Annotated in this window: 24 protein-coding genes; 15 read left to right on the forward strand and 9 right to left on the reverse strand. The window is 71.1% G+C overall.

Annotated elements, in window-relative coordinates:
• Positions 1–574 precede the first annotated feature (574 nt).
• Together ABT057_RS25565 and ABT057_RS25570 are read right to left on the reverse strand one after the other, a co-directional pair.
• Positions 575–1,432: an alpha/beta hydrolase gene (locus ABT057_RS25565; protein ID WP_352345902.1), complete on the reverse strand. Its 858-nt coding sequence runs from the start codon at positions 1,430–1,432 to the stop codon at positions 575–577.
• Positions 1,433–1,641: 209 nt separating this feature from the next.
• Positions 1,642–2,343 carry an alpha/beta fold hydrolase gene (locus ABT057_RS25570; protein WP_352345903.1) on the reverse strand — a complete coding sequence of 234 codons (702 nt, stop codon included), beginning with the start codon at positions 2,341–2,343 and terminating at the stop codon, positions 1,642–1,644.
• Positions 2,344–2,582: 239 nt separating this feature from the next.
• On the opposite strand from ABT057_RS25570, the gene ABT057_RS25575 reads away from it, so the two are divergent.
• Entirely contained in the window at positions 2,583–3,422 is an 840-nt protein-coding gene (locus ABT057_RS25575) for a helix-turn-helix transcriptional regulator (RefSeq protein ID WP_352345904.1), read from the forward strand.
• Between the two features lie 337 nt (positions 3,423–3,759).
• Positions 3,760–4,359 (forward strand): TetR/AcrR family transcriptional regulator, encoded by a 600-nt coding sequence (locus ABT057_RS25580; RefSeq protein WP_352345905.1) that lies wholly within the window; start codon positions 3,760–3,762, stop codon positions 4,357–4,359.
• A 79-nt stretch (positions 4,360–4,438) separates the two neighbouring features.
• Here ABT057_RS25580 and ABT057_RS25585 read toward each other — a convergent pair whose 3' ends face one another.
• Positions 4,439–4,801, reverse strand: coding sequence for a winged helix-turn-helix transcriptional regulator (locus ABT057_RS25585; protein ID WP_352345906.1), 363 nt, complete (start codon positions 4,799–4,801; stop codon positions 4,439–4,441).
• Positions 4,802–4,934: 133 nt separating this feature from the next.
• Between ABT057_RS25585 and ABT057_RS25590 the strand changes: the two genes are divergently transcribed.
• The gene (locus ABT057_RS25590) at positions 4,935–5,585 is read left to right on the forward strand and encodes an FMN-dependent NADH-azoreductase (protein WP_352345907.1); all 651 of its coding nucleotides are present in this window, start codon (positions 4,935–4,937) and stop codon (positions 5,583–5,585) included.
• Positions 5,586–5,838: 253 nt separating this feature from the next.
• Here ABT057_RS25590 and ABT057_RS25595 read toward each other — a convergent pair whose 3' ends face one another.
• Together ABT057_RS25595 and ABT057_RS25600 are read right to left on the reverse strand one after the other, a co-directional pair.
• On the reverse strand, positions 5,839–6,246 hold the full coding sequence (locus ABT057_RS25595; protein WP_352345908.1) for a hypothetical protein: 408 nt from the start codon (positions 6,244–6,246) through the stop codon (positions 5,839–5,841).
• Between the two features lie 37 nt (positions 6,247–6,283).
• Complete coding sequence (locus ABT057_RS25600) at positions 6,284–6,946, reverse strand: TetR/AcrR family transcriptional regulator (RefSeq protein WP_352345909.1); 663 nt, start codon at positions 6,944–6,946, stop codon at positions 6,284–6,286.
• An 80-nt stretch (positions 6,947–7,026) separates the two neighbouring features.
• Between ABT057_RS25600 and ABT057_RS25605 the strand changes: the two genes are divergently transcribed.
• Positions 7,027–8,433: an FAD-binding oxidoreductase gene (locus tag ABT057_RS25605; protein ID WP_352345910.1), complete on the forward strand. Its 1,407-nt coding sequence runs from the start codon at positions 7,027–7,029 to the stop codon at positions 8,431–8,433.
• 177 nt (positions 8,434–8,610) lie between these two features.
• On the opposite strand, the gene ABT057_RS25610 is transcribed toward ABT057_RS25605, so the two are convergent.
• A complete protein-coding gene (locus ABT057_RS25610; RefSeq protein WP_352345911.1) occupies positions 8,611–9,405 on the reverse strand; it encodes a TetR/AcrR family transcriptional regulator in 795 nt (264 codons plus the stop codon).
• Positions 9,406–9,532: 127 nt separating this feature from the next.
• The gene (locus ABT057_RS25615; RefSeq protein ID WP_352345912.1) at positions 9,533–10,192 is read right to left on the reverse strand and encodes a TetR/AcrR family transcriptional regulator; all 660 of its coding nucleotides are present in this window, start codon (positions 10,190–10,192) and stop codon (positions 9,533–9,535) included.
• Positions 10,193–10,340: 148 nt separating this feature from the next.
• Between ABT057_RS25615 and ABT057_RS25620 the strand changes: the two genes are divergently transcribed.
• The 7 genes from ABT057_RS25620 (at position 10,341) to ABT057_RS25650 (ending at position 17,480) form a co-directional block, all read left to right on the forward strand.
• Positions 10,341–11,108 (forward strand): SDR family NAD(P)-dependent oxidoreductase, encoded by a 768-nt coding sequence (locus ABT057_RS25620; protein ID WP_352345913.1) that lies wholly within the window; start codon positions 10,341–10,343, stop codon positions 11,106–11,108.
• 295 nt (positions 11,109–11,403) lie between these two features.
• The gene (locus ABT057_RS25625; RefSeq protein WP_352345914.1) at positions 11,404–11,613 is read left to right on the forward strand and encodes a hypothetical protein; all 210 of its coding nucleotides are present in this window, start codon (positions 11,404–11,406) and stop codon (positions 11,611–11,613) included.
• Complete coding sequence (locus ABT057_RS25630) at positions 11,610–12,269, forward strand: DsbA family oxidoreductase (protein ID WP_352345915.1); 660 nt, start codon at positions 11,610–11,612, stop codon at positions 12,267–12,269. Before ABT057_RS25625 ends, ABT057_RS25630 begins: the two co-directional genes overlap by 4 nt.
• 89 nt (positions 12,270–12,358) lie before the next feature.
• Positions 12,359–12,922: a nuclear transport factor 2 family protein gene (locus tag ABT057_RS25635; protein ID WP_352345916.1), complete on the forward strand. Its 564-nt coding sequence runs from the start codon at positions 12,359–12,361 to the stop codon at positions 12,920–12,922.
• Between the two features lie 215 nt (positions 12,923–13,137).
• On the forward strand, positions 13,138–14,706 hold the full coding sequence (locus ABT057_RS25640) for a phytoene desaturase family protein (RefSeq protein ID WP_352345917.1): 1,569 nt from the start codon (positions 13,138–13,140) through the stop codon (positions 14,704–14,706).
• A 108-nt stretch (positions 14,707–14,814) separates the two neighbouring features.
• Positions 14,815–15,924, forward strand: a complete 1,110-nt coding sequence (locus tag ABT057_RS25645) for an NAD(P)H-dependent flavin oxidoreductase (RefSeq protein WP_352345918.1) — start codon at positions 14,815–14,817, stop codon at positions 15,922–15,924.
• A complete protein-coding gene (locus ABT057_RS25650; RefSeq protein ID WP_352345919.1) occupies positions 15,921–17,480 on the forward strand; it encodes an acyl-CoA synthetase in 1,560 nt (519 codons plus the stop codon). Before ABT057_RS25645 ends, ABT057_RS25650 begins: the two co-directional genes overlap by 4 nt.
• Positions 17,481–17,662: 182 nt before the next feature.
• On the opposite strand, the gene ABT057_RS25655 is transcribed toward ABT057_RS25650, so the two are convergent.
• Positions 17,663–18,130: a MarR family transcriptional regulator gene (locus ABT057_RS25655; RefSeq protein WP_502973965.1), complete on the reverse strand. Its 468-nt coding sequence runs from the start codon at positions 18,128–18,130 to the stop codon at positions 17,663–17,665.
• A gap of 92 nt (positions 18,131–18,222) precedes the next feature.
• Here ABT057_RS25655 and ABT057_RS25660 point away from each other — a divergent pair, with 92 nt between their 5' ends.
• Positions 18,223–18,606, forward strand: a complete 384-nt coding sequence (locus tag ABT057_RS25660) for a hypothetical protein (RefSeq protein WP_352345920.1) — start codon at positions 18,223–18,225, stop codon at positions 18,604–18,606.
• A 38-nt stretch (positions 18,607–18,644) separates the two neighbouring features.
• Positions 18,645–20,141 (forward strand): acyl-CoA synthetase, encoded by a 1,497-nt coding sequence (locus ABT057_RS25665; protein ID WP_352345921.1) that lies wholly within the window; start codon positions 18,645–18,647, stop codon positions 20,139–20,141.
• Here the strand turns inward: ABT057_RS25665 and paaK are convergent, their stop codons facing one another.
• Complete coding sequence (paaK, locus tag ABT057_RS25670; protein ID WP_352345922.1) at positions 20,142–21,440, reverse strand: phenylacetate--CoA ligase PaaK; 1,299 nt, start codon at positions 21,438–21,440, stop codon at positions 20,142–20,144.
• A 154-nt stretch (positions 21,441–21,594) separates the two neighbouring features.
• On the opposite strand from paaK, the gene ABT057_RS25675 reads away from it, so the two are divergent.
• Entirely contained in the window at positions 21,595–22,485 is an 891-nt protein-coding gene (locus tag ABT057_RS25675) for an alpha/beta fold hydrolase (protein ID WP_352345923.1), read from the forward strand.
• 10 nt (positions 22,486–22,495) lie between these two features.
• Positions 22,496–23,197 carry an alpha/beta fold hydrolase gene (locus ABT057_RS25680; protein WP_352345924.1) on the forward strand — a complete coding sequence of 234 codons (702 nt, stop codon included), beginning with the start codon at positions 22,496–22,498 and terminating at the stop codon, positions 23,195–23,197.
• Positions 23,198–23,199 lie beyond the last annotated feature (2 nt).

Below are 23,199 nucleotides of genomic sequence, written 5' to 3' on the forward strand. Positions count from 1 at the left end.
GACCTGCTGCGCGAGCAGCCCGACGCGAAGGAACTCGTCGTCGAGCGCGCCCGGTTCGTGCGCGACGCGGAGGCCAACGGCTCCTACGACCAGGTCCTGGCGATGCTCAGCGGCGTCTGAGCGACGCCACCCCACCTGCGGCGCACTGCGGGGGCCGACACATTTCCCAGCGGGTCATCCAGCTCAAGTAGGCCGGGCCGCGCTCTGAAACGTCGTCCGAGCATGCCGGGGCGGACGAACCCACCGCGGGCGGAGCCCCCAAGCACCCGGTCCGGTACAAGGCGACAAGGTCCGGGACGACACGGAGAGAGTGCGTGGTCCCGGACCTTGCGCGGGCGCCGCTCCCGTCCCCACGGACGACGCCCGACACCGGTCCCGCTGCCGCTCTCAGGCTGGGATCGGTGCAGATTCCTGCGAGTGCCGCTGACGCCCGGAAGCCGTTGTCGCCGCCTTGCCGGGCCGGCGCACCGGGCCCTCCTGAAGCTCCACCCGAGGGTCGGCCACCGCGTCGTGGTTGGTCCGCACGGCAGGTCAGACGCCATCGACAGCGCGCGATGTCGGTTCCCGGCAGTCGCTACCGAGCGGAGGAGACCAGCCCCTTCGCGAATTCGAGCTGTTCCTTGTGGAAGGCCGCGCCGACGTAGTGGTGATCGATGTTGTGGCCGCCGCCCAGGATGCGCCGAGCGGTCACCGAGGGTGCGGCGGTGAAGGCGTTCCCGAAGGCGGCGACCGATTCGTCGCTGCTGTTCCAGAACCCTTCATGCTCGGCCAGCCCGTAGTGGACGGGTACCTCGATCCTCGCCGCGATCCCTGCGAAATCCGTGCCCCACTGGCCCGCCACCTCCACCAACTCCGATATCGGAACGGGCGATTCGGCGTGCTTCGCGATGTCGAGCACACTCGGGTCGTACGTGTCCTCGGGTCCGTACATGAACTGCAAGAGGTGCTCACGGCTGAACTCGAGCGTGCTGGCCGGCGGCTGGGACTTCAAGGCGTCGTTCGTCCGTTGCGACTCGTCGTGGATTCCGGTGACGGAGACGCCGAGGAGAGGCCAGGAGCGATCGCCGGCGGCCACATGCAGTGCGATCGCGCCGCCTATCGAGTGTCCGACGAGGACGATCCCGGGGGCGTTCGAGAGGTGCCGGTTCCAGAGTTCGGCGATGGCCACCTGGAGTACCTGAGCATTCCGGCGGAACGAGATCTCCCCCTCCAGCGCGGTGCTGCCGCCATAGCCCGGACGGTCGAGGGACACCACTGGAAAGCCCTCGCGTCGCGCGGCATCCACCAGCGAATACCCGGCCACGTCGAAATACGACGCGTTGTAACCACCTCCGGGAATGCAGACCACCAACGGCATCCCGGGACGGCCTGGGGCCTCTATGCCGGTGATCCGAATATCCCCCAGGTCGAGTGTGATGCGGTTCGCAGTCATGAAAAACAGTTTCCTTCGGTGGTACGGCCTTCGGTGGTACGGCCTTCGGTGGTACGGCCTTCGGTGGTACGGCCTTCGGTGGTACGGCCTTCGGTGGTAGGGCCTTCGGTGGTGCGGCCTTGTTCGTCGGGCTTGCGGACAGCGCAGCCGCTTGCTGCCGGGGCAGCAGGCGGACCGATCGTCAGGTCAGGCGGAGTATGCGCCACGTGTTATGTGCCGTTCTCCGCGAGGAACTTCCGCAGCAGCTCCTTGTATTCCTCGGGGTAAGTGCGGTGAACCATGTGCCCGGCACCCTCGATCGTCTCCAGCCGGCCATCGGCGAGCAGGCGAGCAGCCTCGGCCAGCTCCTCCTGGGGGGTGTAGCTGGTGGACCCTCCGCCGATGATGAGCGTCGGGGCGGTGATCTTGGGAAGGTCGTTCCACCAGGACGGATCGGGGTTGTGGATCTGGTGCACCAGGGAGGTGGCCGCGGCGAAATCGAAAGGTGCCGCTCCTGGCACTTCGTCGGAACCTTCCGGGAACTGCACGTCGATGGGAGCGGTGTCCTCCCAGACCATCCGCTCGATCCGGTCGGGCCATTTCTCCGCGAAGACGCAGCCGACCCGTGCGCCCATCGAGTGGCCGATCAGCGTGAAGCGGTCCAGCGCAAGCGCATCGGCGAACGCTTCGAGATCGCCGCACCCCAACTCGAAGGAATACGTGCCGGGCCAGGCGCTTTCGCCATGGCCGCGCTGGGTGAGGGCGAAGACGTGATAGTGCTCGGCGAGGAAGCTCGCGATATCGTCCCAGTCCCGCGCGTCGTACATGAGCCCATGCAGGAGAATGAGCGGCGGCGCATCCGGATCACCCGCCTCGCGATAGTGAAAAGTGAGTCGCGAAAGCTCGATACTGTGATCGCTGAAAACGGTCATCTGTTTTTCCGTTCGCTTGGGGGCCGGCCCTCAGCGGCCTGACGTTGCTCGTCTTGCTGTGGGCGCCCGCAGTGTCGACCGTATGGGCGTCGTCGCGAAGGCGGGAGAGGACCGTTCATCCACGGATCGGCGATCCCTGCCTGCGACCTGGGGTAGTGCAGGGGTCACGCTGGGTGGAGGCTCAGCCATGGATTGGTGGTCTCTGGATAGCCGGGCGGGAAGGGGTGACGATGGTGGGCATGGACAAGAAGGAACTGGCGGAATTCCTGCGTCGGCGGCGTGAGGCCCTGCGCCCCCGTGACGTCGGGCTGGTCGAGGGTCCGCGCAGGCGTACGCAGGGTCTGCGCCGCGAGGAGGTGGCTCAGCTCGCCGGGATGTCCACCGACTACTATGCCCGGCTGGAACAGCAGCGTGCCCCGCAGCCCTCCGTCCAGATCACCGTCTCCCTCGCCCGGGCGTTGCGGCTGACGCTGGACGAGCGCGACCATCTCTTCGTCCTCATCGGTCACAATGCCCCGGCCCGTTTCCAGCGCTCCGAGCACGTCAGCCCGACGCTGATGCGGGTTCTGGACTGCCTGGACGACTCGCCGGCCCTGGTGCTGACCGACATGTCCGACACTCTCGCGATGAACTCGTTGGCCATCGCGTTGCTCGGCGACCAGACGCGCCACACCGGCCTGGCCCGCAGCGCCTATTACCGCTGGTTCATGGACCCCGCCGAGCGTCTGGTGTATCCCGAAGAAGACCACGAACGCCATGGCCGTGCCCAGGCCGCCCGTCTGCGGGTGGCGCTCACGGCCGGCAGCGACATCCCCCGAGCCACCCGCATACTCGCCGAACTCCAGGAACACAGCCCCGAGTTCGTCCGCCTGTGGGAACTCCAGGAAGTCGCCCAGCGCTACGACGAGAGCAAGACCATCGTCCATCCCGAACTCGGTCGCATCGACGTCGACGGCCAGGTCCTGTTCACCGAGAACCGCGCCCAGACCCTGGTGGTGCTGACCACTCGCCCCGGCACGGAAAGCCACAGCAAGCTGGAACTGCTCTCCGTCATAGGACACCAGCAGCTCACCACCTGAGCCCGCGGAGGAGGACGCCGCATACGACGGCGTCCTGGCCGTGCCGACCATCATGTGACGCGACTTGGGCCCATCTGCCATGGCCGCTCGGGCCGGGGCGGACCGCGGCCCTGACCTGCGTCGCAGCCCCGGCGATCAGCCCCACTCACCTGTGCCGCTCCGGGCCGGACGCCGTAGCCCGGCAACGGATACACGTACGTCTGCGAGTTCGGCGACGGCTCCCGCCTCCATCTGCGCACCGGAAACCCCTCGATCCTCCTGCGACCCGTCCCGGTCCGGTGTGCCCGGTGCGGGTCAAGGGCGGAATCGGGTACGCACAAGTGACAGGAACACCGTGATGGACGCACCGGACGGCACCGCCACCGAGCGGGCCGACGCCGTTCGCAACCGCGCCCGGCTGCTGGAGGCGGCCGCCCGGCTGGTGGCCGAGCGCGGGGCCGGACACGTGACGATGCAGGAGGTCGCGGAGGTCGCCGGGGTGGGAAAGGGCACGCTCTTTCGCCGGTTCGGCGACCGCGACGGGCTCCTGCTCGCCCTCCTCGCCGAGGCCGAGGCCGAGTTCCAGGAGGCGTACACCGCGGGTCCCCCACCGCTGGGGCCGGGCGCGCCCGCGAGGGACCGGCTGGAGGCGTTCGGCTGTGCCCTGATCGGGCGCATCGCCGCCGACGCGGACCTGGGCGCCGCGTTGGGACGCCAGGTGCTCCACGAACGCCGCCACGCCTCCGACACCGGCCGGGCCTTCCACCGTCACGTCTCGACTCTCCTGCGGGAGGCGGGAGTCGACGGGGACCATGACATGCTCGCCCATGCCCTGCTCGCGTTCGCGAACTTCGAGACGACGGACTACCTGCACGCGGGAAGCGGGGTGCCCGTCGCCCGTCTCCAGGCCGCCTGGGTGGACCTGGTGCGGCGGGTGACCCGCATCGACGAAGCATGAACCCCGGAGATCCGAACCGTCGGGACTGCGCCCGGCGCTCCAACGGTCCGCAGGGCGGTCCCGAACGTGCGCCGCTCCTTCAGAGGGCGGACGAGGCCGTGTGCCGATCCGCCTCCGGGAGGTGCTTCTCCGCCCAGGCGGCCAGCTCCTTGAGGGCCGGCTCGAGTGCCCCGCCCGCTTCCGTCAAGCGGTACGAGACGCGCAGCGGCGGACCCTCGTCCACCTCGCGCACGACCAGCCGTGCCGCGCCCAGCTCGGTCAACCGGTCCGAGAGCATGCGCTCGCTGATGCCCGGGATGGCGCGGTGCAGGTCGGCGAAGTGCACCGGGTGCTCCATCAGAGCGGCCACGATCGGGCCGGTCCAGCGCTTTCCGAGCAGCGCGAAGACGCGCGTGATCGCGCCGTCGACCGTCTTACAGGGCTCTGCGACCGGTTCCGTCATGTCTGAAGTCTACTGTGAGACCAGGCGTAGGTGAGGAAAAGTAAGCCCCTGTGCTATCAATAGGAGCGCACGAAAATGCATCCCGTCTTTTCGTGGCGTCCCTGTCGCACACCGCTTCATTGGAGAACCCCTCATGGCAACGCTGCTGCACCTGGACTCGGCCCTGTGGCCGGAGCACAACTCCGCCTCCCGCGCGGTCACGGCCGCCTTCCGTCAGGCGTGGGAGGGACAGCACCCCGACGGCACGGTGATCTACCGGGACCTCAACGCCGACCCGATCCCGCACCTGGACACGCTCACCGCCTCCGCGGACTTCACGCCCCCCGCCGACCACACCCCGGAGCAGGCGGCCGCGTTCGCGAAGCAGCTCAAGCTGATCGAGGAGCTGGAGAGCGCGGACGCGGTGCTCATCGGTGCCCCGATGTACAACTTCTCGATTCCCTCCACGCTGAAGGCGTGGCTCGACCAGGTGATACTCGTGGGCCGTACCGCGCTCGTCGAGGAGTCCGCGGTCAAGGGCACCCCGGTGTACATCGTGGCGAGCCGCGGCGGCTCCTACGCCCCCGGCACCCCCCGTGAGCCCCTCGAGTACGTGCAGAACTACCTGGAGGGGGTCCTCACCACGATGATGGGCGTGGAGGTCGACTTCATCGTCCCCGAGCTCACGCTCGCCCACTCCAACCCGGCCATGGCCGAGCTGATCCCGCTCGCCGAGGCGTCCAAGGCCAAGGCCCTGGAGGATGCGATCAGCAAGGGCAAGGAAGCGGCCCTCAAGGCTTCCTGACTCCTGCGTCGTCCAAGACGACTCTCCTGAACGTCTTGCGGACCGGGGCTCCCGTCCAGGGGTCCCGGTCGCACGCGGACGAAGATCGGAAGGGTCCCCGTTCGGCGCCGGACACCCTGAAACCCTCCGCTGCCGTCAAAAGTTCGGCCGGACGGCAGGCAGGGGGCAGGGGGAGTCTCGCCGGCTTCGCAGGCCGGTGGCATCGACGACGAAGCCGGCGAGAGTCTGTATGCCGGGCACAGCGGTTCGGGGGTCAGAGGCCGGACGAGTGCCCGTCCACGATCGCGGTGACGGTGTCGTCGTACGCCGTGAGAACACCGAGGAATCCGGTCCTTCCCCACAGCGCCAGCCCCAGGGCGGCGACGAATGCGGCTGTCATGTGTACAGCCCCCAGGAGATCCCGGCCCGGCAGTGCGCTCGGCGCCGACCGGTCTCCGCGGCTCCACGCCCGTGCTGCCTCCGCGATGGCGAACTCGTAGTGGGGCGGGGCGGCAGCGGCGACCTCGTCGGCATGTCCCACCAGTTGGCCGGGCGTCCAGCGCTCGCCGGTCACCTCGATGATGCTGACGGTGGAGCGCAGCAGGCCGCTCAGGACGGCGTACATCTCCGTCCGCGCGACCGAACCCAGACCGGCCAGCGCGTCCCGCACCGCGATGACCAATGGCCACACCCCGGGGCGGGCGTGTGGTGAGGGTTCGTCACAGGCCGTACTCGGTCCGGAAGAACCGGTCGATCTCCCGGCGGCCGGGGGCCGGTACGGACAGTGGCTCGGAACCGGGGGCGCGCAGCCCGTCGAGGAGTACGCCGATGTACCGGTCGGCCAGATCCGCCGTGGGGCGGCCGTCCTCCGCGTCGGGCAGGCGGGGCGGGATCGAGTTGAGCATCATGACGATGTCGTAGGCGTTCACGTCGTCGCGCATGGCTCCCGCATGCTGGGTCCGGACCACCAGGTCCTCCAGGGCGGCCAGGAGCTGTGTGCGGATACCGGCCAGTTCGGGGCCCGGTTCCTTGGCACGTCCCCGGGACACCGGGAAGAGCTGGCTGCTGCGCAGGCGCACCATGTGGCGCATCACCCGGGTGAAGGCGGTCCACGTGGCCGGTTCCTCGGCGAGGGCCTGCCGCACCTCGGCCACGCTCTCCTGCATCACCTTGACCGCGATGTGCTCCACCAGGGCGGTCTTGTTCGGGAAGTGCCGGTAGATGGTGCCCATGCCCAGGCCGGAGCGCCGGGCGACCTCCGCGATGGACGCCTGGTAGCCGAGGTCGGCGAAGACGTCCTGGGCGACCTGGAGGATCTGCTCGACGTTCTGGCGGGCATCGGCGCGCTGCGGACGCTCGGCAGGGGGTGTTGACGGGCTCATTTGGTTTCGATGTTAGCCTCCGACCTAACCGGAAATTGAATTTCCGGTTGGAACGAGCACCCTTGAGGAGGCCCCCCACCATGACCGTTACCGCGGATCTCCACGCCGACTTCCCCGCCGACTTCCGTGGCGCCGTGCTGCGGCCCGACGACGACCTATACGACTCCGCACGAGCCCTGTACCAGGGCCGCGCCGCCGACGAGGGCCCGGCGCTGATCGCGCAGTGCGTCGACGAGGACGACGTCGCGGCCGTCCTGCGGTACGCCTCCGCCCATGGCATCCCGGTGGCCGTGCGCGGCGGTGGGCACGGTTCGGACGGGTATGCCATGCCCGGCGGCGCGCTGGTCGTCGACCTGTCGACGATGAAGGCGGTCACCGTCGACCCGGAGACGCGGGTCGTGCGGGCCCAACCGGGTGTCCTGCTCGGTGAACTGGACGCGACCGCGCAGAAGTACGGGCTTGCCGTACCCGCCGGGACGGTCAGCAGCACCGGGGTTGCCGGGCTGACGCTGGGCGGCGGCATCGGCCACCTGATGCGCCGCTTCGGCGCCACCGTCGACAACCTGCTCGCCTGCGAGCTGGTCACCGTGGACGGGCGCAAGGTCCGCGCGGACGAGGCCGAGAACCCCGAGCTGTTCTGGGCGCTGCGCGGAGGCGGCGGCAACTTCGGCGTCGTCACCGCCTTCGAGTACCGCGCGCACCCGCTCGGCCCCGACGTCATCGCCGGACAGCTGATCTTCCCGTTCGACCAGGCCGCCGACGTCCTCGCAAAGCTCCCCGCGCACATGGCCACCGCGCCCCGCGAACTGGGCCTGCTGGCGTCGATCGCTCCCGCCCCCGCCCTGCCGATGCTGCCGCCGGAGGCGCACGGCAAGCCGGTACTCGTCCTTGTCCCCGTCTTCACCGGGGATCTCACAGCCGCCGACGAGGTCATGGAGTCGCTCGCCGCACTCGGCCGGCCGGTCGCCAACCTGGTCACGAAGACGCCGTGGCTGCAGGCCAACAGCATGCTCGACGTCGTGGCCCCCTACGGCATGCGCATGAACCTGCGCGGCGGTTACCTGCCGGCCCTGTCCGCCGACGTCGTCGACACCGTGCTGCACCACGCCGCCACCGCGCCGTCCAACCCCGGCGCCACGACCGTCATCAACCTGTGGTGCCTGGGCGGCGCGATCTCCGAGGACGTCGCCGAGGACGCCATGGCGTTCTCCCGTGAGGGAGCCGCCTGGCTGTGGGAAGCCGTCAGCATGTGGGACGCCGACGAGCACGACTCGCAGTACGAGGAGTCGGCGAAGCACATCGCCGAGGCGATTCGGCCCCACGCACTGGCCTCCGGCTACACCAACCTCACCGACGACCGGGGCGAGGAGTGGCGGCGCGGAGTCCACGGCAGCGAGGCCAAGTACCGGCGGCTGCAGGCGGTCAAGGCCGCCTGGGACCCCGACAACCTCCTCCGCTTCAACAAGAACATCGCCCCGACCGACTGACAGGGCTCGGTCGGCGGTCGTTCTGACGTCGTTCTGATGTCGTCGGTACAGCCGCCCTCTTTCGATGAGGTCGAGGGCGGCCTGTACGACGCTGTCGGTGTCGATGTGCCGTGCGCATCCCCCGCACCACAGCCGGTTCGGCCTCAGCGCGAGGTGAGGGGTGTCGCCCCTCTGCCGCTAGCCCCTGTCGTCGCGTGCCTGCTCGTCAAGTGTCCGTTCCAGGTAGTCGAGGTCCTGGCGGAGCAGGGCCAGGGCAGCCGTGGGCCCCGCCGCCTCAGGGGTTCGCAGGGCCGTCTGCCGGACCATGGCCACGGCCAGTCCCGCGATCTGGTCCGCAGTCTCGTCCGCGCTCAGGCCATGTTTGCCTCCCGGGTGGTACCACCAGGCCACCCAGTTGCACATCCCGGCCACCGCGAGCGCGGCCGTTCGCGCCTCGACCGGACGGAACTGCCCCTTGAGGACACCTTCGTCGATCACCCCGATCAGGTGGCGCAGGGTGCTGCGCTGGGCTGCCCGTTGGCTCTGGGCCACCGCCGGCGGGAGGTCCGCCTCCGAACGCAGCAGCAGCTGGAACCGTTTCGGAAGGCGGGCCGGCTGCAGGGCCATCAGGTGCGCGATGCGGTGCAGCCGGTCGGCGGGATCGGCGTCGGTGTCCGCCGCGAGGGCTTCGATCTCCGCCGCCGGGCCCTCCGTGATCTCCTCGACGAGCTTGGCGAGCAGTTCGTCCTTGCTCTTCACGTAGTAGTAGAGCGCGGGCCGGGTGATGCCCATCGCCTCGGCGATGTCCCCCAGGGTGGTGCCTGCGAAGCCTCGCTCGGCGAACAGCCGGGACGCATGCTCGAACATCTCGTTCTCGACGAGTTCGCGCCGGGACGAGGGCCGGCCTGCCGAGTTCCCCTTCGTCCCGCGGCCGGGTACGGAAGGTCCGTCGGATGCGGGGGAGGCCTTGGTCGCGCGGGCGCTTTTCGTCATGATGGCGATGGTAGCGAGGCCTGATGAGCCGCTAGGCAGGGAATTCCTCGCCGGGGGCGAACATGCGACGGCGAGGTGACGGGCAGGCCTCCGCGCCTGCACATCCCTCGACGTTGCCGGAGATGAGTCACGTGAGGGTTGGGGGCGGTGGCACGGGAGGGTTGGCGCAGGTGAGGTTGCTCATCACCTGGTACATCTGCTCCGAGGTCAGCGGGCCGGTGGGGAGCGGGCCGGCGGCTTCGGTGCGCAGGCCGTCGAGCATGAAGGCGACACTACGGCGCCAGGCGTCGGGGGCGGTGCCCTTGGCGGCGCGGGCCAGCAGAGCGTTGGTGCCGAAGATGAACAGCAGGTCCTCGCGGGTGAAGTCGGGGCGCAGGGTGCCGGCCTGCTGGGCGCGCTCGATGATGCGCGCGGTGGCGGCGTAGGAGCGTTCGCAGACGGTCATCAGGCGTTCGGCGCCCGGGTAGCGGCCGGCGACCACGTCACCGATCGCGGGGTCGGTGGCCTGTAGTTCGCAGAGCGTCTCGATGTAGTGCGCGAATCCGTCCCAGGCGTCTTCACGGGCCAGGGCCTGCTCGGCGGCCTCGTCGAGGCGGCTCGCCGCCAGGTCGGTCACCACCTCGTCGATGAGCGCCTCGCGGGTGCCGAAGAGGTTGTAGAGGGTTCCGTGGCTCACGCCGGCCCGGCGGGCGATCTCCTTCAGGGGCGCCTGGAGGCCGCGTTCGCGGAAGAGCTCGGCGGCTGCCGTGCGCAGCTTCTCCGCGTTGCGTTGGGCGTCGGCCCGCATTCGGCGTTCCCTCCTGGTCGTGTGTCCGGACTCCATGGTCGCATCCCCCCGATCAGTCAACTTGACCGTGGTGTCAAATTCCATGCTATCTTCCGTGAGAAGAAGTTGGCCCCACGGTCAAGATAACCTCCGTGCAAGGAGCAGCCCCATGTCCAAAGTGATCGCAGTCTTCGGCGCCGGTACCGGCCTCGGCGTGTCCGTCGCACGCCGCTTCGGCCGCGAGGGCTTCCGCGTCGCCCTGGTCGCCCGCCGCAAGGATCGCTTGGACACGCTCGTCGCGCAGCTCGCCGACGAGGGCATCGAGGCCGCCCCCTTCACCGCCGACCTGGCCGACCCCACCGCGGTCCCGGCCCTCGTCGACGCCATCCGCGACCACTTCGGTCGTATCGACGTCGTCGAGTACGCCCCGATCAGCGCCGACCTGACTTTCACTCCGGCCACCGAACTGGACGCGGCCACCCTGAAGGCTCTGTCCGGGCTGTTCCTGTTCACCCCGGTGGAGGTGTTCCACGCGGTGCTGCCGGAGATGATCGAGCGCGGTGACGGTGCCGTCCTGATGGGCACCGGCTACTCGGCGGTCCAGCCGATGCCCCACGCCAGCGGCCCCGGCCCGGTGATGGCCGCCGCCCGCAACTACCTCTACTCCCTCAACGCCGAACTGGCCGAGACCGGCGTCTACGCCGGCACGCTCTCCGTCGCCGCCCTGATCGCCCGCAGTGCGGCCGCCGCGGCCGTCGAGGCCCAGTCCGGCACCCCGGTCGGGACCGAGCCCATCACGATGCCCAACGGTTTCCAGCTTCCCGTCGCCGATCCGGACGACCTCGCCGAGCACTACTGGGACATGTACACCAAGCGCGACCGCGTCGAGCAGATCCACCCGGAGCCCGTGGCCCCGCAGGCCGACACCGGCGCGTGACCGCCGGGCGCCGCGCACCTCTCGCCCGGCTCCTTTTCCGGCGCTCGACCCTGCGGAGCTCCGCCGCGGCAGCGCCGCCGCAACCGGCCTCGTCCCCTGTGGCCCGGGCCCGCTGCCGCCTCCAGCGCGGTCACGGTCCCCTTCCGCCGGGCGCCAGGAGCAGTGCCCCGGCGGCACGGCGGTCGCCCGCGACCGGCCGCGCCGGACGCGCGCACCGAGCGAGGTCCGCCTGCCCGCTCACCCCCGTACGCCCTGTCCGGCGACGACGGCCCACGCCGTCGTGGTGACGGACGCGATGACGATTGGACCCCTGATGCCCGACTCCGACTCCCTTCTCCGCAACGGCACGGCGGGCGCGCCCGCCGAAACCGCTCCCGACGGCCCGGACACCGCGAACGAGGACCGTCCGGACACGGAAGCGGCTGCCGTTCCTCTCCCGAGTCCCCTCAAGCGACTGGGCTCCGACGACGCGGCCGTCTGCGCGGACGGGGTGTGTGTCCTGTGAGCACGCTGCGTATCGACGTCTGGTCCGACGTCGTCTGCCCGTGGTGCTACATCGGCAAGCGGCGCCTGGAGACGGCGCTCGGCCGGTTCGAGCACGCCGACGAGGTGGAGCTGCACTGGCACAGCTTCCAGCTCGACCCCGCCCACCCCAAGGGCCACCGCCGGTCCGTGTTCGAGACGCTGGCGCAGAAGACCGGAGCCCCGCTCGCCCAGATAGGGGCGATGACCCGGCAGGTCAGCGAACTCGCCACGGCCGAGGGCCTCACGTACGACCTGCAGCGGGCCGTCTCGGTCAACACGATCGACGCCCACCGACTCAGCCACCTGGCCGCAGCCCATGGGCTGGGCGACCAGATGCACGAGCGGCTCCTGCGCGCCCATCTGTGCGAGGCCGAGATCGTCGACGACGCCGACACGCTCGTGCGGCTCGGCGCCGAAGTCGGCGTACCCGAGGACGAAACCCGGCGGATGCTGACCGGCGACGAGTATGCGGAGTCGGTACAGGCCGACTTCCGCGAGGCACGCGCATACGGCGCCACCGGCGTGCCGTTCTTCGTCCTCAACCGCGCGTACGCCGTCTCCGGCGCCCAGCCGGCCGACACCTTCCTCTCCGCCCTGCGCACCGCCCACGCGGACGCCGCCCAGGCGACCCGCTGAGCCGAACCGGTCGGGAGACGACGGCTGAGACCGGGAGAACCAGCCCTGGAATCTCCCCTCCGGGCCCCTGACGGCCAGACCGATCCCTCATGGACAGCAACTTCGTCCTGGAGCCGGGCACCAGGGGAACGGCGGCCGCAGACGTCTTCCGGCTCGAGAAAGGCAGGATCGCCGAGCACTGGGACGTGCTCCAGCAGGTCCCTGACGGTACGGCCGACGGCCACGACATGTTCTCCACGGTCAGCGGCCCACGCCTGCCCGGCCCGGACCCGCGCGCCTCCGCCGCCACCACCGAGCGGGTCGGGCTCGCCCTGTTCAAGGGCCTCACCGTCGACCACGACCCCAGGGCCTACGACTGGTATGTCGCCGCCACGTCCTACGAGCACACCCCGGGGATCGCGAACGGCAGGACGGCCGTCAAGAAGTATCTCGCCGATCTCTTCGCCGACTCACCGGACCTGAGTGCCGGTGTCAAGCGGGTCGTCGTCGAGGGCGACTACGTCGCGATCCACTCCCACTACAAGGCCACCCCCGACGACCGGGGGACGGCCAGGTTCGACCTCCTCCGGGTCCGCAACGGCAAGGTCGTCGAGCACTGGGACGTGGTCCAGCCCGTTCCGGAGACCTCGGTCAACGAGAACACCATGTTCTGACCAGGTGACGCGGCCACGACCCCTCCACGGTTGCGGCGCTCCGACGGTGCCGGGAAGCGACCACGTGCCCGCGTCGCGGTTCGCCTGGTGAGCGTCCCGCGGATGCGGGAGGCATCGCCCGCGCCCGTCGACCAGGAGTGCGGCCGTCCGGCTCGGCTCGGCGTCCAGGGAATCCCCTCGTGTCCAACCTGCCGTAGATCGTGTTACGAAGAACCATGCCTGCACACGAGGGACATCACATCTATGACGCCGTCGTCGTCGGCGGCGGCCACAACGGCCTGGTCGCCGCCGCCTACCTGGCCCGGGCCGGACGGTCCGTGCTGGTGCTGGAACGGCTCGGCCACACCGGCGGCGCCGCCGTCTCCACCCGCCCCTTCGCCGGTGTCGACGCCCGGCTGTCGCGCTACTCGTACCTCGTCAGCCTGCTCCCGCGGAAGATCGTCCGGGACCTGGGCCTCGACTTCCGCGTCCAGGGGCGCACGATCTCCTCGTACACCCCCGTGGAGCGCGCCGGGCGGGCGACGGGACTCCTGGTCGGCGGGGGAGAGGAGCGCACCCGGGAGGCCTTCGCGCGGCTGACCGGCGGCGAGCGCGAGTACACGGCCTGGCAGCGCTTCTACGACATGACGGGGCGCGTCGCCCGGCGGGTCTTCCCCACTCTCACCGAGCCGCTGCCCACCCGGGACGAGCTCCGCCGCCGCGTCGACGACGAGGACGCCTGGCGGACCCTCTTCGAGGAGCCGATCGGGGTCGCCGTGGAGGAGAACTTCACCGACGACCTGGTCCGGGGCGTGGTCCTCACCGACGCGCTCATCGGCACCTTCGCCGACGCCCACGACCCCTCCCTCAGGCAGAACCGCTGCTTCCTCTACCACGTCATCGGCAACGGGACCGGCGCCTGGGACGTGCCCGTCGGCGGCATGGGCGCCCTCACGGACGCGCTGGCAGCCGCCGCGCGGGACGCCGGAGCCGTGATCGCCACCGGCCACGAGGCCGTACGGATCGCCACCGACGGCCGCAGCGCCGAGGTCACCTACCGGACCGCCGACGGTGAGGGCGTCGCAGCTGCCGGGCACGTCCTGGTGAACGCCTCCCCGCAGGCACTCGCCGCCCTCACCGGCGACGAGCCGCCCGCCCCCGCCGAGGGCGCCCAGCTCAAGGTCAACATGCTGCTCAAGCGGCTGCCGAGGCTGCGGGACGCCTCCGTCGACCCGCGTGAGGCGTTCGCCGGCACCTTCCACATCGCCGAGGGCTACGGGCAACTCGCCACCGCCCACGCCCAGGCCGCGGCCGGCCGCCTGCCCACCGCCCCGCCGTCGGAGATCTACTGCCACTCCCTGACCGACCCGACGATCCTCGGCCCCGATCTTGTCTCGCAGGGCTACCAGACGCTCACCCTGTTCGGCCTGCACACCCCCGCCCGGCTCTTCGACCGGGACAACGACGCCGTACGCGACGAGCTCCTCGAGGCCACCCTCGCCCAGTTGGACGCCCACCTCGCCGAGCCGCTCGCGGACTGTCTGGCCACGGACGCCGACGGCCGCCCCTGCATCGAGGCGAAGACCCCGCTCGACCTGGAGCGCGACCTCGGGCTGCCCGGCGGCAACATCTTCCACCGCGACCTGTCCTGGCCCCACGCCCAGGAGGGCACCGGCCGCTGGGGCGTGGAGACCCGGCACGCCAACGTCCTGCTGTGCGGCGCGGGCGCGGTGCGCGGGGGAGGGGTGAGCGGCGTACCGGGGCACAACGCGGCGATGGCCGTACTGGAGGCTCCGGCGGACTAGGTGTGCTGTCCCGGGAGGTTGTGGACGGGTGAGGGGTCGTCCACAAGAATCTGACGGGGTATCAGGAAAAGTCTTCCGTCGTCCGGTGGACTGCGGCATCCTGCGCCCATGCAGACGGAGCTGAGCAAGCAACTGGGAGTCGAGCACGCCGTCTTCGGCTTCACGCCGTTCCCCGCCGTCGCCGCGGCCATCAGCCGCGCGGGCGGCTTCGGTGTGCTCGGCGCGGTCCGCTACACCGCCCCCGACGACCTCAAACGCGACCTGGACTGGATCGAGGCGCACGTCGACGGACGGCCGTACGGGCTCGACGTCGTGATGCCCGCGAAGAAGGTGGAAGGGGTCACCGAGGCCGATGTCGAGGCGATGATCCCCGACAGTCACCGGCAGTTCGTGCGGGACACCCTCGCCAAGTACGGGGTGCCCGAGCTGGCCGAGGGCGAGGCGTCCGGCTGGCGGATCACCGGCTGGATGGAGCAGGTGGCCCGCAGCCAGCTCGACGTCGCCTTCGAGTACCCGATCCGGTTGCTCGCCAACGCCCTCGGGTCCCCGCCCGCCGACGTCGTGGCCCGCGCCCACGAACGGAACGTGCTGGTCGCCGCGCTCGCCGGGAGCGCCCGGCACGCGCTCAAGCACAAGGAGGCGGGCATCGACATCGTGGTGGCGCAAGGGTACGAGGCCGGCGGCCACACCGGGGAGATCGCGTCCATGGTGCTCACCCCGGAAGCCGTGGACGCCGTCGCCCCCCTGCCCGTCCTCGCCGCCGGCGGCATCGGCAGCGGCCGGCAGATCGCCGCCGCCCTCGCGCTCGGCGCCCAGGGCGTGTGGCTCGGCTCCCTCTGGCTGACGACCGCCGAGGCCGACCTGCACTCGCCCGCCCTCACCCGCAAACTGCTCGCGGCCGGCTCCGGCGACACGGTCCGCTCCCGCGCCCTCACCGGGAAACCCGCACGCCAGCTCCGTACGGACTGGACCGACGCCTGGGACGACCCGAACGGACCAGGCACCCTCCCCATGCCTCTCCAGGGACTGCTGGTCGCCGAGGCCGTGTCCCGCATCCAGAAGTACGAGGTCGACCCGCTGCTCGGCACGCCCGTCGGCCAGATCGTCGGCCGGATGAACGAGGTCCGCAGCGTCCAGGCGGTCTTCGACGACCTCACCCGCGGCTTCGAACAGGCCGTGGACCGCGTCAACCGCATCGCCGGAAGGAGCGGCCAGTGACGAGCACGAGCACACCCCCCGCGGGCTTCTGGGCCCAGGCAACCGCCGACCCCGACCGGACGGTCCTGGTCGCCCCCGACGGCGAGGAGTGGACCGCCGGACGCCTGCACGCCGCCGCGAACCGGCTGGTGCACGGTCTGCGTGCGGCCGGGATGGAGCGGGGTGACGCCTTCGCCGTCGTCCTGCCGAACTCGGCCGAGTTCTTCACCGCCTACCTGGCCGCCACCCAGGCGGGTTTCTACCTGGTCCCCGTCAACCACCACCTGGTCGGCCCCGAGATCGCCTGGATCGTCTCCGACTCCGGCGCCAAGGTGCTCGTCGCCCACGAGCGCTTCGCCGACGAGGCCCGCCGGGCCGCCGACGAGGCCGGCCTGCCCGCGAGCCACCGGTACGGCGTCGGCGAGGTCGAGGGCTTCCGCCCGTACGCCGAACTCCTCGACGGGCAGCCGGAGTCGGCGCCCGACGGCCGCACTCTCGGCTGGGTCATGAACTACACCTCCGGGACGACGGGCCGCCCGCGCGGCATTCGGCGCCCGCTGCCCGGCAAGCTCCCCGAAGAGGCCTACCTGGGCGGTTTCCTCGGCTTCTTCGGCATCCGGCCGTTCGACGACAACGTGCACCTGGTCTGCTCACCGCTGTACCACACGGCGGTCCTCCAGTTCGCCGGCTCCTCGCTGCACATCGGCCACCGTCTGGTCCTGATGGACAAATGGACGCCCGAGGAGATGCTCCGACTCATCGACACCCGGCGCTGTACGCACACCCACATGGTCCCGACCCAGTTCCACCGCCTGCTCGCCCTCCCCGAGGACGTCAGGCAGGCGTACGACGTCTCGTCCATGCGGCACGCCATCCACGGCGCCGCGCCCTGCCCCGACCATGTGAAGCGGGCGATGATCGACTGGTGGGGCGACTGCGTGGAGGAGTACTACGCGGCGAGCGAGGGCGGCGGGGCCTTCGCGACGGCCGAGGACTGGCTGAAGAAGCCCGGCACGGTCGGAAAGGCCTGGCCCATCAGCGAGTTGGCCATCTTCGACGACGACGGCAACCGGCTGGCGCCCGGTGAACTCGGCACGGTCTACATGAAGATGACGACCGGCGGCTTCGCCTACCACAAGGACGAGGCCAAGACGAGGAAGAACCGCATCGGCGACTTCTTCACCGTCGGCGACCTGGGCGTCCTGGACGAGGACGGCTACCTCTTCCTGCGCGACCGCAAGATCGACCTCATCATCTCCGGCGGGGTCAACATCTACCCGGCCGAGATCGAGTCCGCCCTCCTCGCCCACCCGGCCGTCGCCGACGCCGCCGCCTTCGGCATCCCGCACGACGACTGGGGCGAGGAGGTCAAGGCGGTCGTCGAACCGGCCCCCGGCCAGGACCCGGGCCCCGACCTCGCCGCCGTCCTGCTCGCCCACTGCGCCGGACACCTGGCGGGCTACAAGCGCCCCAAGTCCATAGACTTCATCGTCGAGATGCCCCGCGACCCCAACGGCAAGCTGTACAAGCGGCGGCTGCGGGAGCCGTACTGGGAGGGCCGCACCCGCCAGGTGTGAAGCACGCGGGATCAGGCACGAAGTACGTACGGGAATCCCGGTCTCCGACGTACCCGCATCCGTGATCGGCGGGCCCCTCCCTACCCGACCCCGGTCCTGACGGATGCCGCTGGGCCCGGGCTCCTGATCACGGCGCCGGGCCACACGCGTCGAGCCCGTCCGGGCGTGGGCGGAGCCCGAGCTCAGTCCCGCTCCGCGTCCACGCCCGCCTCGTACGCGAGCAGCGTGTCCACGAACAGCCGCCGCTGACCGGGAGTCAGCGGGGCCAGCGCCGTGCGCCAGGCCGCGGCGCCGGGGGCGAGCCAGGCCGAGATGGCCGGCTCGTGCTCGGCCGCGATGCCGATGATCCGCCGGCGCCGGTCCCGCTCGTCCTCCCGCCGCTGAAGGATCCCCTTCCGGCTGAGGTCGCCGATCAGCAGGCTCACCGTGGTCGGCGCGACCTCGAGGCGGGCGGCGAGTTCGTTGACCGTCATCGGCCCGTCGAGCAGCAGATACGCCAGCAGCGACAGATGCCTCGGGGCCAGGGAGAAGGACCGCAGCGCCTCCGGCAGCGGGATCCGCTTCGCCCTGCCCACCAGGCGCGGCATGAGCAGCAGCAACTCGCGGACGGTCGCGTCGACGCCGTCGTCACCACCGGCGGGCATGGACATCCGGCACTCCTCGCATTACCTTTGTATTCAAAGCTATTTTGTCCGGCTAGCCGACCCGCCATGCTACGCATTCACGCGAACGGAGCTCCGTCATGCCGCACTACACCGTCCACATCAGCGAGGACGTCCTGGACGGCACGGTCGAACCGAGACTGTTCGGCGCGCTGGCCGACGCCGTCGGTTCCGTCTACGGCGAACGGCTGCGCGGTCTCGTCGGCGTCGATCTGATCGGCATCCCCCGGCACCGGCGGGGCGTCGGAGGTCTGCCGGCCGACCGGGTGGCGCCCTCGGTCACCCTGAGCATGCGCGAGGCCGCGTACCACCTTCCCGAGGTCCCGGACGCCCCCGCCCGTCTGATCGGTGCGACGGCCGACGCGGTGGCCTCCGTGCTGGGTGAGGGCGTCCGGGCGGAGACGATCGTCAGCGTCGTCGGGGTCCCCGACGGGCGCACCGGAGTCGCCGGCGCGGTGGCGTGACTTGACCCGGTCCGGCGGGCGCAAGAGGATCATGTGCCATGACGCCCGGACACGGCAGTACGGTCGACGGGGTGCTGCGGCGCAGCGCCCACCGCACCCCGGCGCGCGTCGCCGTCGAGTACCGCGACCGCACCTGGACCTACGAGGAACTCGACGAGGCCGTCTCCCGCGCGGCGACCGTCCTGCTCGGCGAGGGGCTCGCCCCCGGCGACCGGGTCGGCGCCTACGGCCACAACTCCGACGCCTACCTCATCGCCTTCCTCGCCTGCGCCCGCGCGGGCCTGGTCCACGTCCCGGTGAACCAGCACCTCACCGGCGACGACCTCGCGTACATCCTCGGCCAGTCGGGGAGTGCGCTCGTCCTTGCCGACCCGGCCCTGACCGGACAACTCCCCTACGGAGTACGGTCGTTGCCGCTGCGTGACGCCGACGACTCGCTCCTCACCAGGCTGGCGGACAGCCCGCCGTACGACGGCCCCGAGCCGCGCGGCGACGAACTGGTGCAACTGCTGTACACCTCGGGGACGACCGCTCTGCCCAAGGGCGCGATGATGACCCACCGGTCGCTGGTGCACGAGTACCTCAGCGCGATCACGGCCCTCGACCTGAGCGCCGGCGACCGCCCCGCGCACTCCCTTCCGCTGTACCACTCGGCGCAGATGCACGTGTTCCTGCTGCCGTACCTCGCGGTCGGCGCCACGAACCTCATCCTCGACGCGCCCGACGGGGACCTGCTCTTCGACCTGATCGAGGCGGACCGCGTCGACAGCCTCTTCGCCCCGCCGACGGTGTGGATCGGCCTCGCGGGCCGCCCCGACTTTGCCACCCGCGACCTGGGAGGGCTGCGCAAGGCGTACTACGGGGCGTCGATCATGCCGGTGCCCGTCCTGGAGCGGCTGCGCGAACGGCTCCCGAAGCTCGGCTTCTACAACTGCTTCGGGCAGAGCGAGATCGGGCCGCTCGCCACCGTCCTCGCGCCCGACGAGCACAAGGGCCGCATGGACTCCTGCGGCCGCACGGTCCTGTTCGTGGACGCCCGAGTCGTCGACGAGAACGGCCAGGACGTCCCCGACGGCACCGCCGGTGAGATCGTGTACCGCTCCCCGCAGTTGTGCGAGGGCTACTGGGACAAGCCCGAGGAGACCGCCGAGGCCTTCCGGGACGGCTGGTTCCACTCCGGCGACCTGGCGGTGCGCGACGCGCACGGCTACTACACGATCGTCGACCGGGTGAAGGACGTCATCAACTCCGGCGGCGTGGTCATCGCCTCACGCCAGGTCGAGGACGCCCTCTACACCCACGAGGCCGTCGCCGAGGCCGCCGTGATCGGGCTGCCCGACGAGAAGTGGATCGAGGCGGTCACGGCCGTCGTCGTGCCGCGCGGCGAGGTCACGGAGGACGAACTCATCGCCCACGCACGCGAGAAGCTCGCCCCCTTCAAGGCCCCGAAGCGGGTCCTCTTCGTGGACGAGCTGCCGCGCAACGCCAGCGGGAAGATCCTGAAACGGGAGCTCAGGGACCGGTTCGGCGGTTGATCACTCGTGCGGTCGCAGATCCACGATCCGCCTGATCTTCCCCACCGACCGCTCCAGCGACTCCGGTTCGACGACCTCCACCGCGACCGACACCCCGATGCCGTCCTTCACGGCCGCCGCGACGGCCCGTGCGGCCGCGTCGCGGGCCCCGGGGGCGGCGTCCGGGCGGGCCTCCGCGCGCACCGTGAGGGCGTCGAGCCGGCCCTCGCGGGTCAGTCGGAGCTGGAAGTGCGGGGCGAGACCCGGGGTGCGCAGCACGATCTCCTCGATCTGCGTCGGGAAGAGGTTCACCCCGCGCAGGATGACCATGTCGTCGGTGCGGCCGGTCACCTTCTCCATCCGGCGGAAGACACGTGCCGTGCCGGGCAGCAGCCGGGTCAGGTCCCGGGTCCGGTAGCGGACGACCGGCATCGCCTCCTTGGTGAGCGAGGTGAAGACCAGCTCACCCCGCTCGCCCTCCGGGAGCACCTCGCCCGTGATCGGGTCCACCACCTCCGGGTAGAAGTGGTCCTCCCAGACGTGCAGTCCGTCCTTCGTCTCCACGCACTCCTGCGCGACCCCGGGCCCCATGACCTCCGACAGCCCGTATATGTCGACCGCGTCGATCGCGAACCGCTCCTCGATCTCGGCCCGCATCCGCTCCGTCCACGGCTCGGCGCCGAAGATCCCCACTTGCAGGGAGGTGGAGCGCGGGTCGACGCCCTGCCGCTCGAACTCGTCCAGCAGGGTGAGCATGTAGGACGGGGTCACCATGATGATCCGGGGCTTCAGGTCCTGGATCAGCGTGACCTGACGGGACGTCATCCCGCCGGACGCGGGGATCACCGTGCAGCCGAGGCGTTCGGCGCCGTAGTGCGCACCCAGCCCGCCGGTGAACAGACCGTATCCGTAAGCCACATGGACCGTGTCGCCCGGCCGGCCGCCCGCCGCGCGGATCGAGCGGGCCACCACGTCCGACCAGACGGACAGGTCGGCGTCCGTGTAGCCGACGACCGTGGGGCGGCCCGTGGTGCCGCTGGAGGCGTGGATGCGGCGGACGCGGTCGCGGGGGACGGCGAACATGCCGTACGGGTAGTGGGCGCGCAGGTCCGCCTTGGCGGTGAAGGGGAAACGGGCCAGATCGGCGAGGCTGCGGCAGTCGTCGGGGTGGACGCCCGCCTCGTCGAAGGACTCCCGGTAGAAGGGCACGTTCGTGTACGCGTGCCGGAGCGTCGTGCGCAGCCGCTCCAGTTGCAGCGCGCGCAGCGCCGTCGCGTCGAGGCGCTCGCCCTCGTCCAGCGGACCGTGCACATCCGTCATGGGATCACTCCCTCACCGAAATCCTGTCAATCCAGGCGACCGATCATTCGGTCGAGCTGCTCGTGATCAGTAATCCAGGCCGACGGTCCGCAGGCAAGGGGGCGGTCACGGATTTCCGTTGCGGCGGGGCGGGCCGGACGCCGAGGATCGGGGCATGCCGAAGTTCACCGCGCCCGACGGAACGCGGCTCGCCCACCATGTCCGCGGCGAGGGCGCCCCGCTCGTCGTCCTGCCCGGCGGTCCCATGCGGGCCTCCGCCTACCTCGGTGACCTGGGCGGACTCACCGCCCACCGACGCCTGGTCCTCCTCGACCTGCGCGGCACCGGCGACTCCGCGCCGCCCGCCGACCCGGGGACGTACCGCTGCGACCGGCAGGTCGACGACGTCGAGGCGCTGCGGATCCGGCTGGGCCTGGACCGGATCGACCTGCTCGCCCACTCGGCGGGCGGCAGCCTCGCCCTGCTGTACGCGGCCCGCCACCCGCACCGGGTGTCGCGGCTCGCGCTGATCACCGTCAACCCGTGGGCGCTGGGCAGGCCGGCCACGGCCGGGGAGCGGCTGGCGGCGGCACGGCTGCGCGCGCACGAGCCGTGGTTCGCGACCGCCTTCCCGGCGTTCGAGGCGTGGCTGGCCGGTGCGGCCGAGCCGGACTGGGAGGCCTTCGCGCCCTTCTTCCACGGCCGTTGGGACGACGCCGCCCGGGCCCACGAGGCCGCCACGGACGAGCAGACCAACGCCGAGGCGGAGGAGCGCTTCCTCGACCCGGCCGCCTTCGATCCGCCGTCCCTGCGCACCGCCCTCGCCCGGGTGACCGCCCCGGTGCTGGTCCTCGCCGGTGAGCTGGACGGCGGTCCGCGACCCGCACTCGCCCGGGTCGTGGCCGACGCCTTCCCGAACGCCGATTTCGCCGTGCAGCCCGGCGCCGGCCACTACCCGTGGCTGGACGACCCGGAGTGGTTCGTGCGTCGGGTGGCCGCCTTCCTCGGGGCCCGGGGTCTCTGCCCTCGGCAGACCGGGGCGCCGGTGCGCGGGAGCGGTGGATAGCGTGCCCGTCATGTACACCGTCAAGGTCAACGACATCTCCCTCGCCTACCGGGCCTGGGGGCCCGAGAACGCGCCGCCCGTCCTGCTGCTGCACAGCCGGGGAGCCGACGGCGCCGACTGGACGGCCGTCGCCGAACGGCTGGCCGAGGGGCCGGGCGCCCGGCGTGTCTACGCGCCCGACCTGCGCGGGCACGGGCGCAGCGAGCGGCTCGGCGACGCGCCGGGGGCGTACGCGGTCCAGGCGATGCGCGACGACGTGCGGGCACTGATCGCCGCGCTCGCGGCCGCACCCGTCGACGTCGTCGGGCACTCCTTGGGCGGCATCGTGGCGTACCTGCTGGCGCAGGAGTATCCGGACGTCGTCCGGCGGCTCGTCCTGGAGGACGTGCCCGCGCCGTTCCCGTTCGACCCGCCCCGGCCCGCCACCGGGCGGCCGGAGGGAGAACTGTCCTTCGACTGGGCGCTGGTGCCGGCCACCGACGCGCAGATGAACACGCCCGATCCGGCGTGGTGGGAGCGGATGGGCGCGATCCCGGCCCCCACCCTGGTGGTGAGCGGCGGCCCGGCGAGCCATGTCCCGCAGGACCGGGTCGAGGCGGTCGCCGCCCGGATCCCCGGCGCCCGCCTGGTGCGCGTGGACGCCGGACACCTCGTGCACGGGACGCGGCCCGCGGAGTTCCTCGCCGCGGTGGAGCCGTTCCTCGCGGGGTAGGC

The sequence above is a fragment of the Streptomyces sp. NPDC002588 genome, from assembly GCF_040295925.1.
GTDB lineage: Bacteria > Actinomycetota > Actinomycetes > Streptomycetales > Streptomycetaceae > Streptomyces.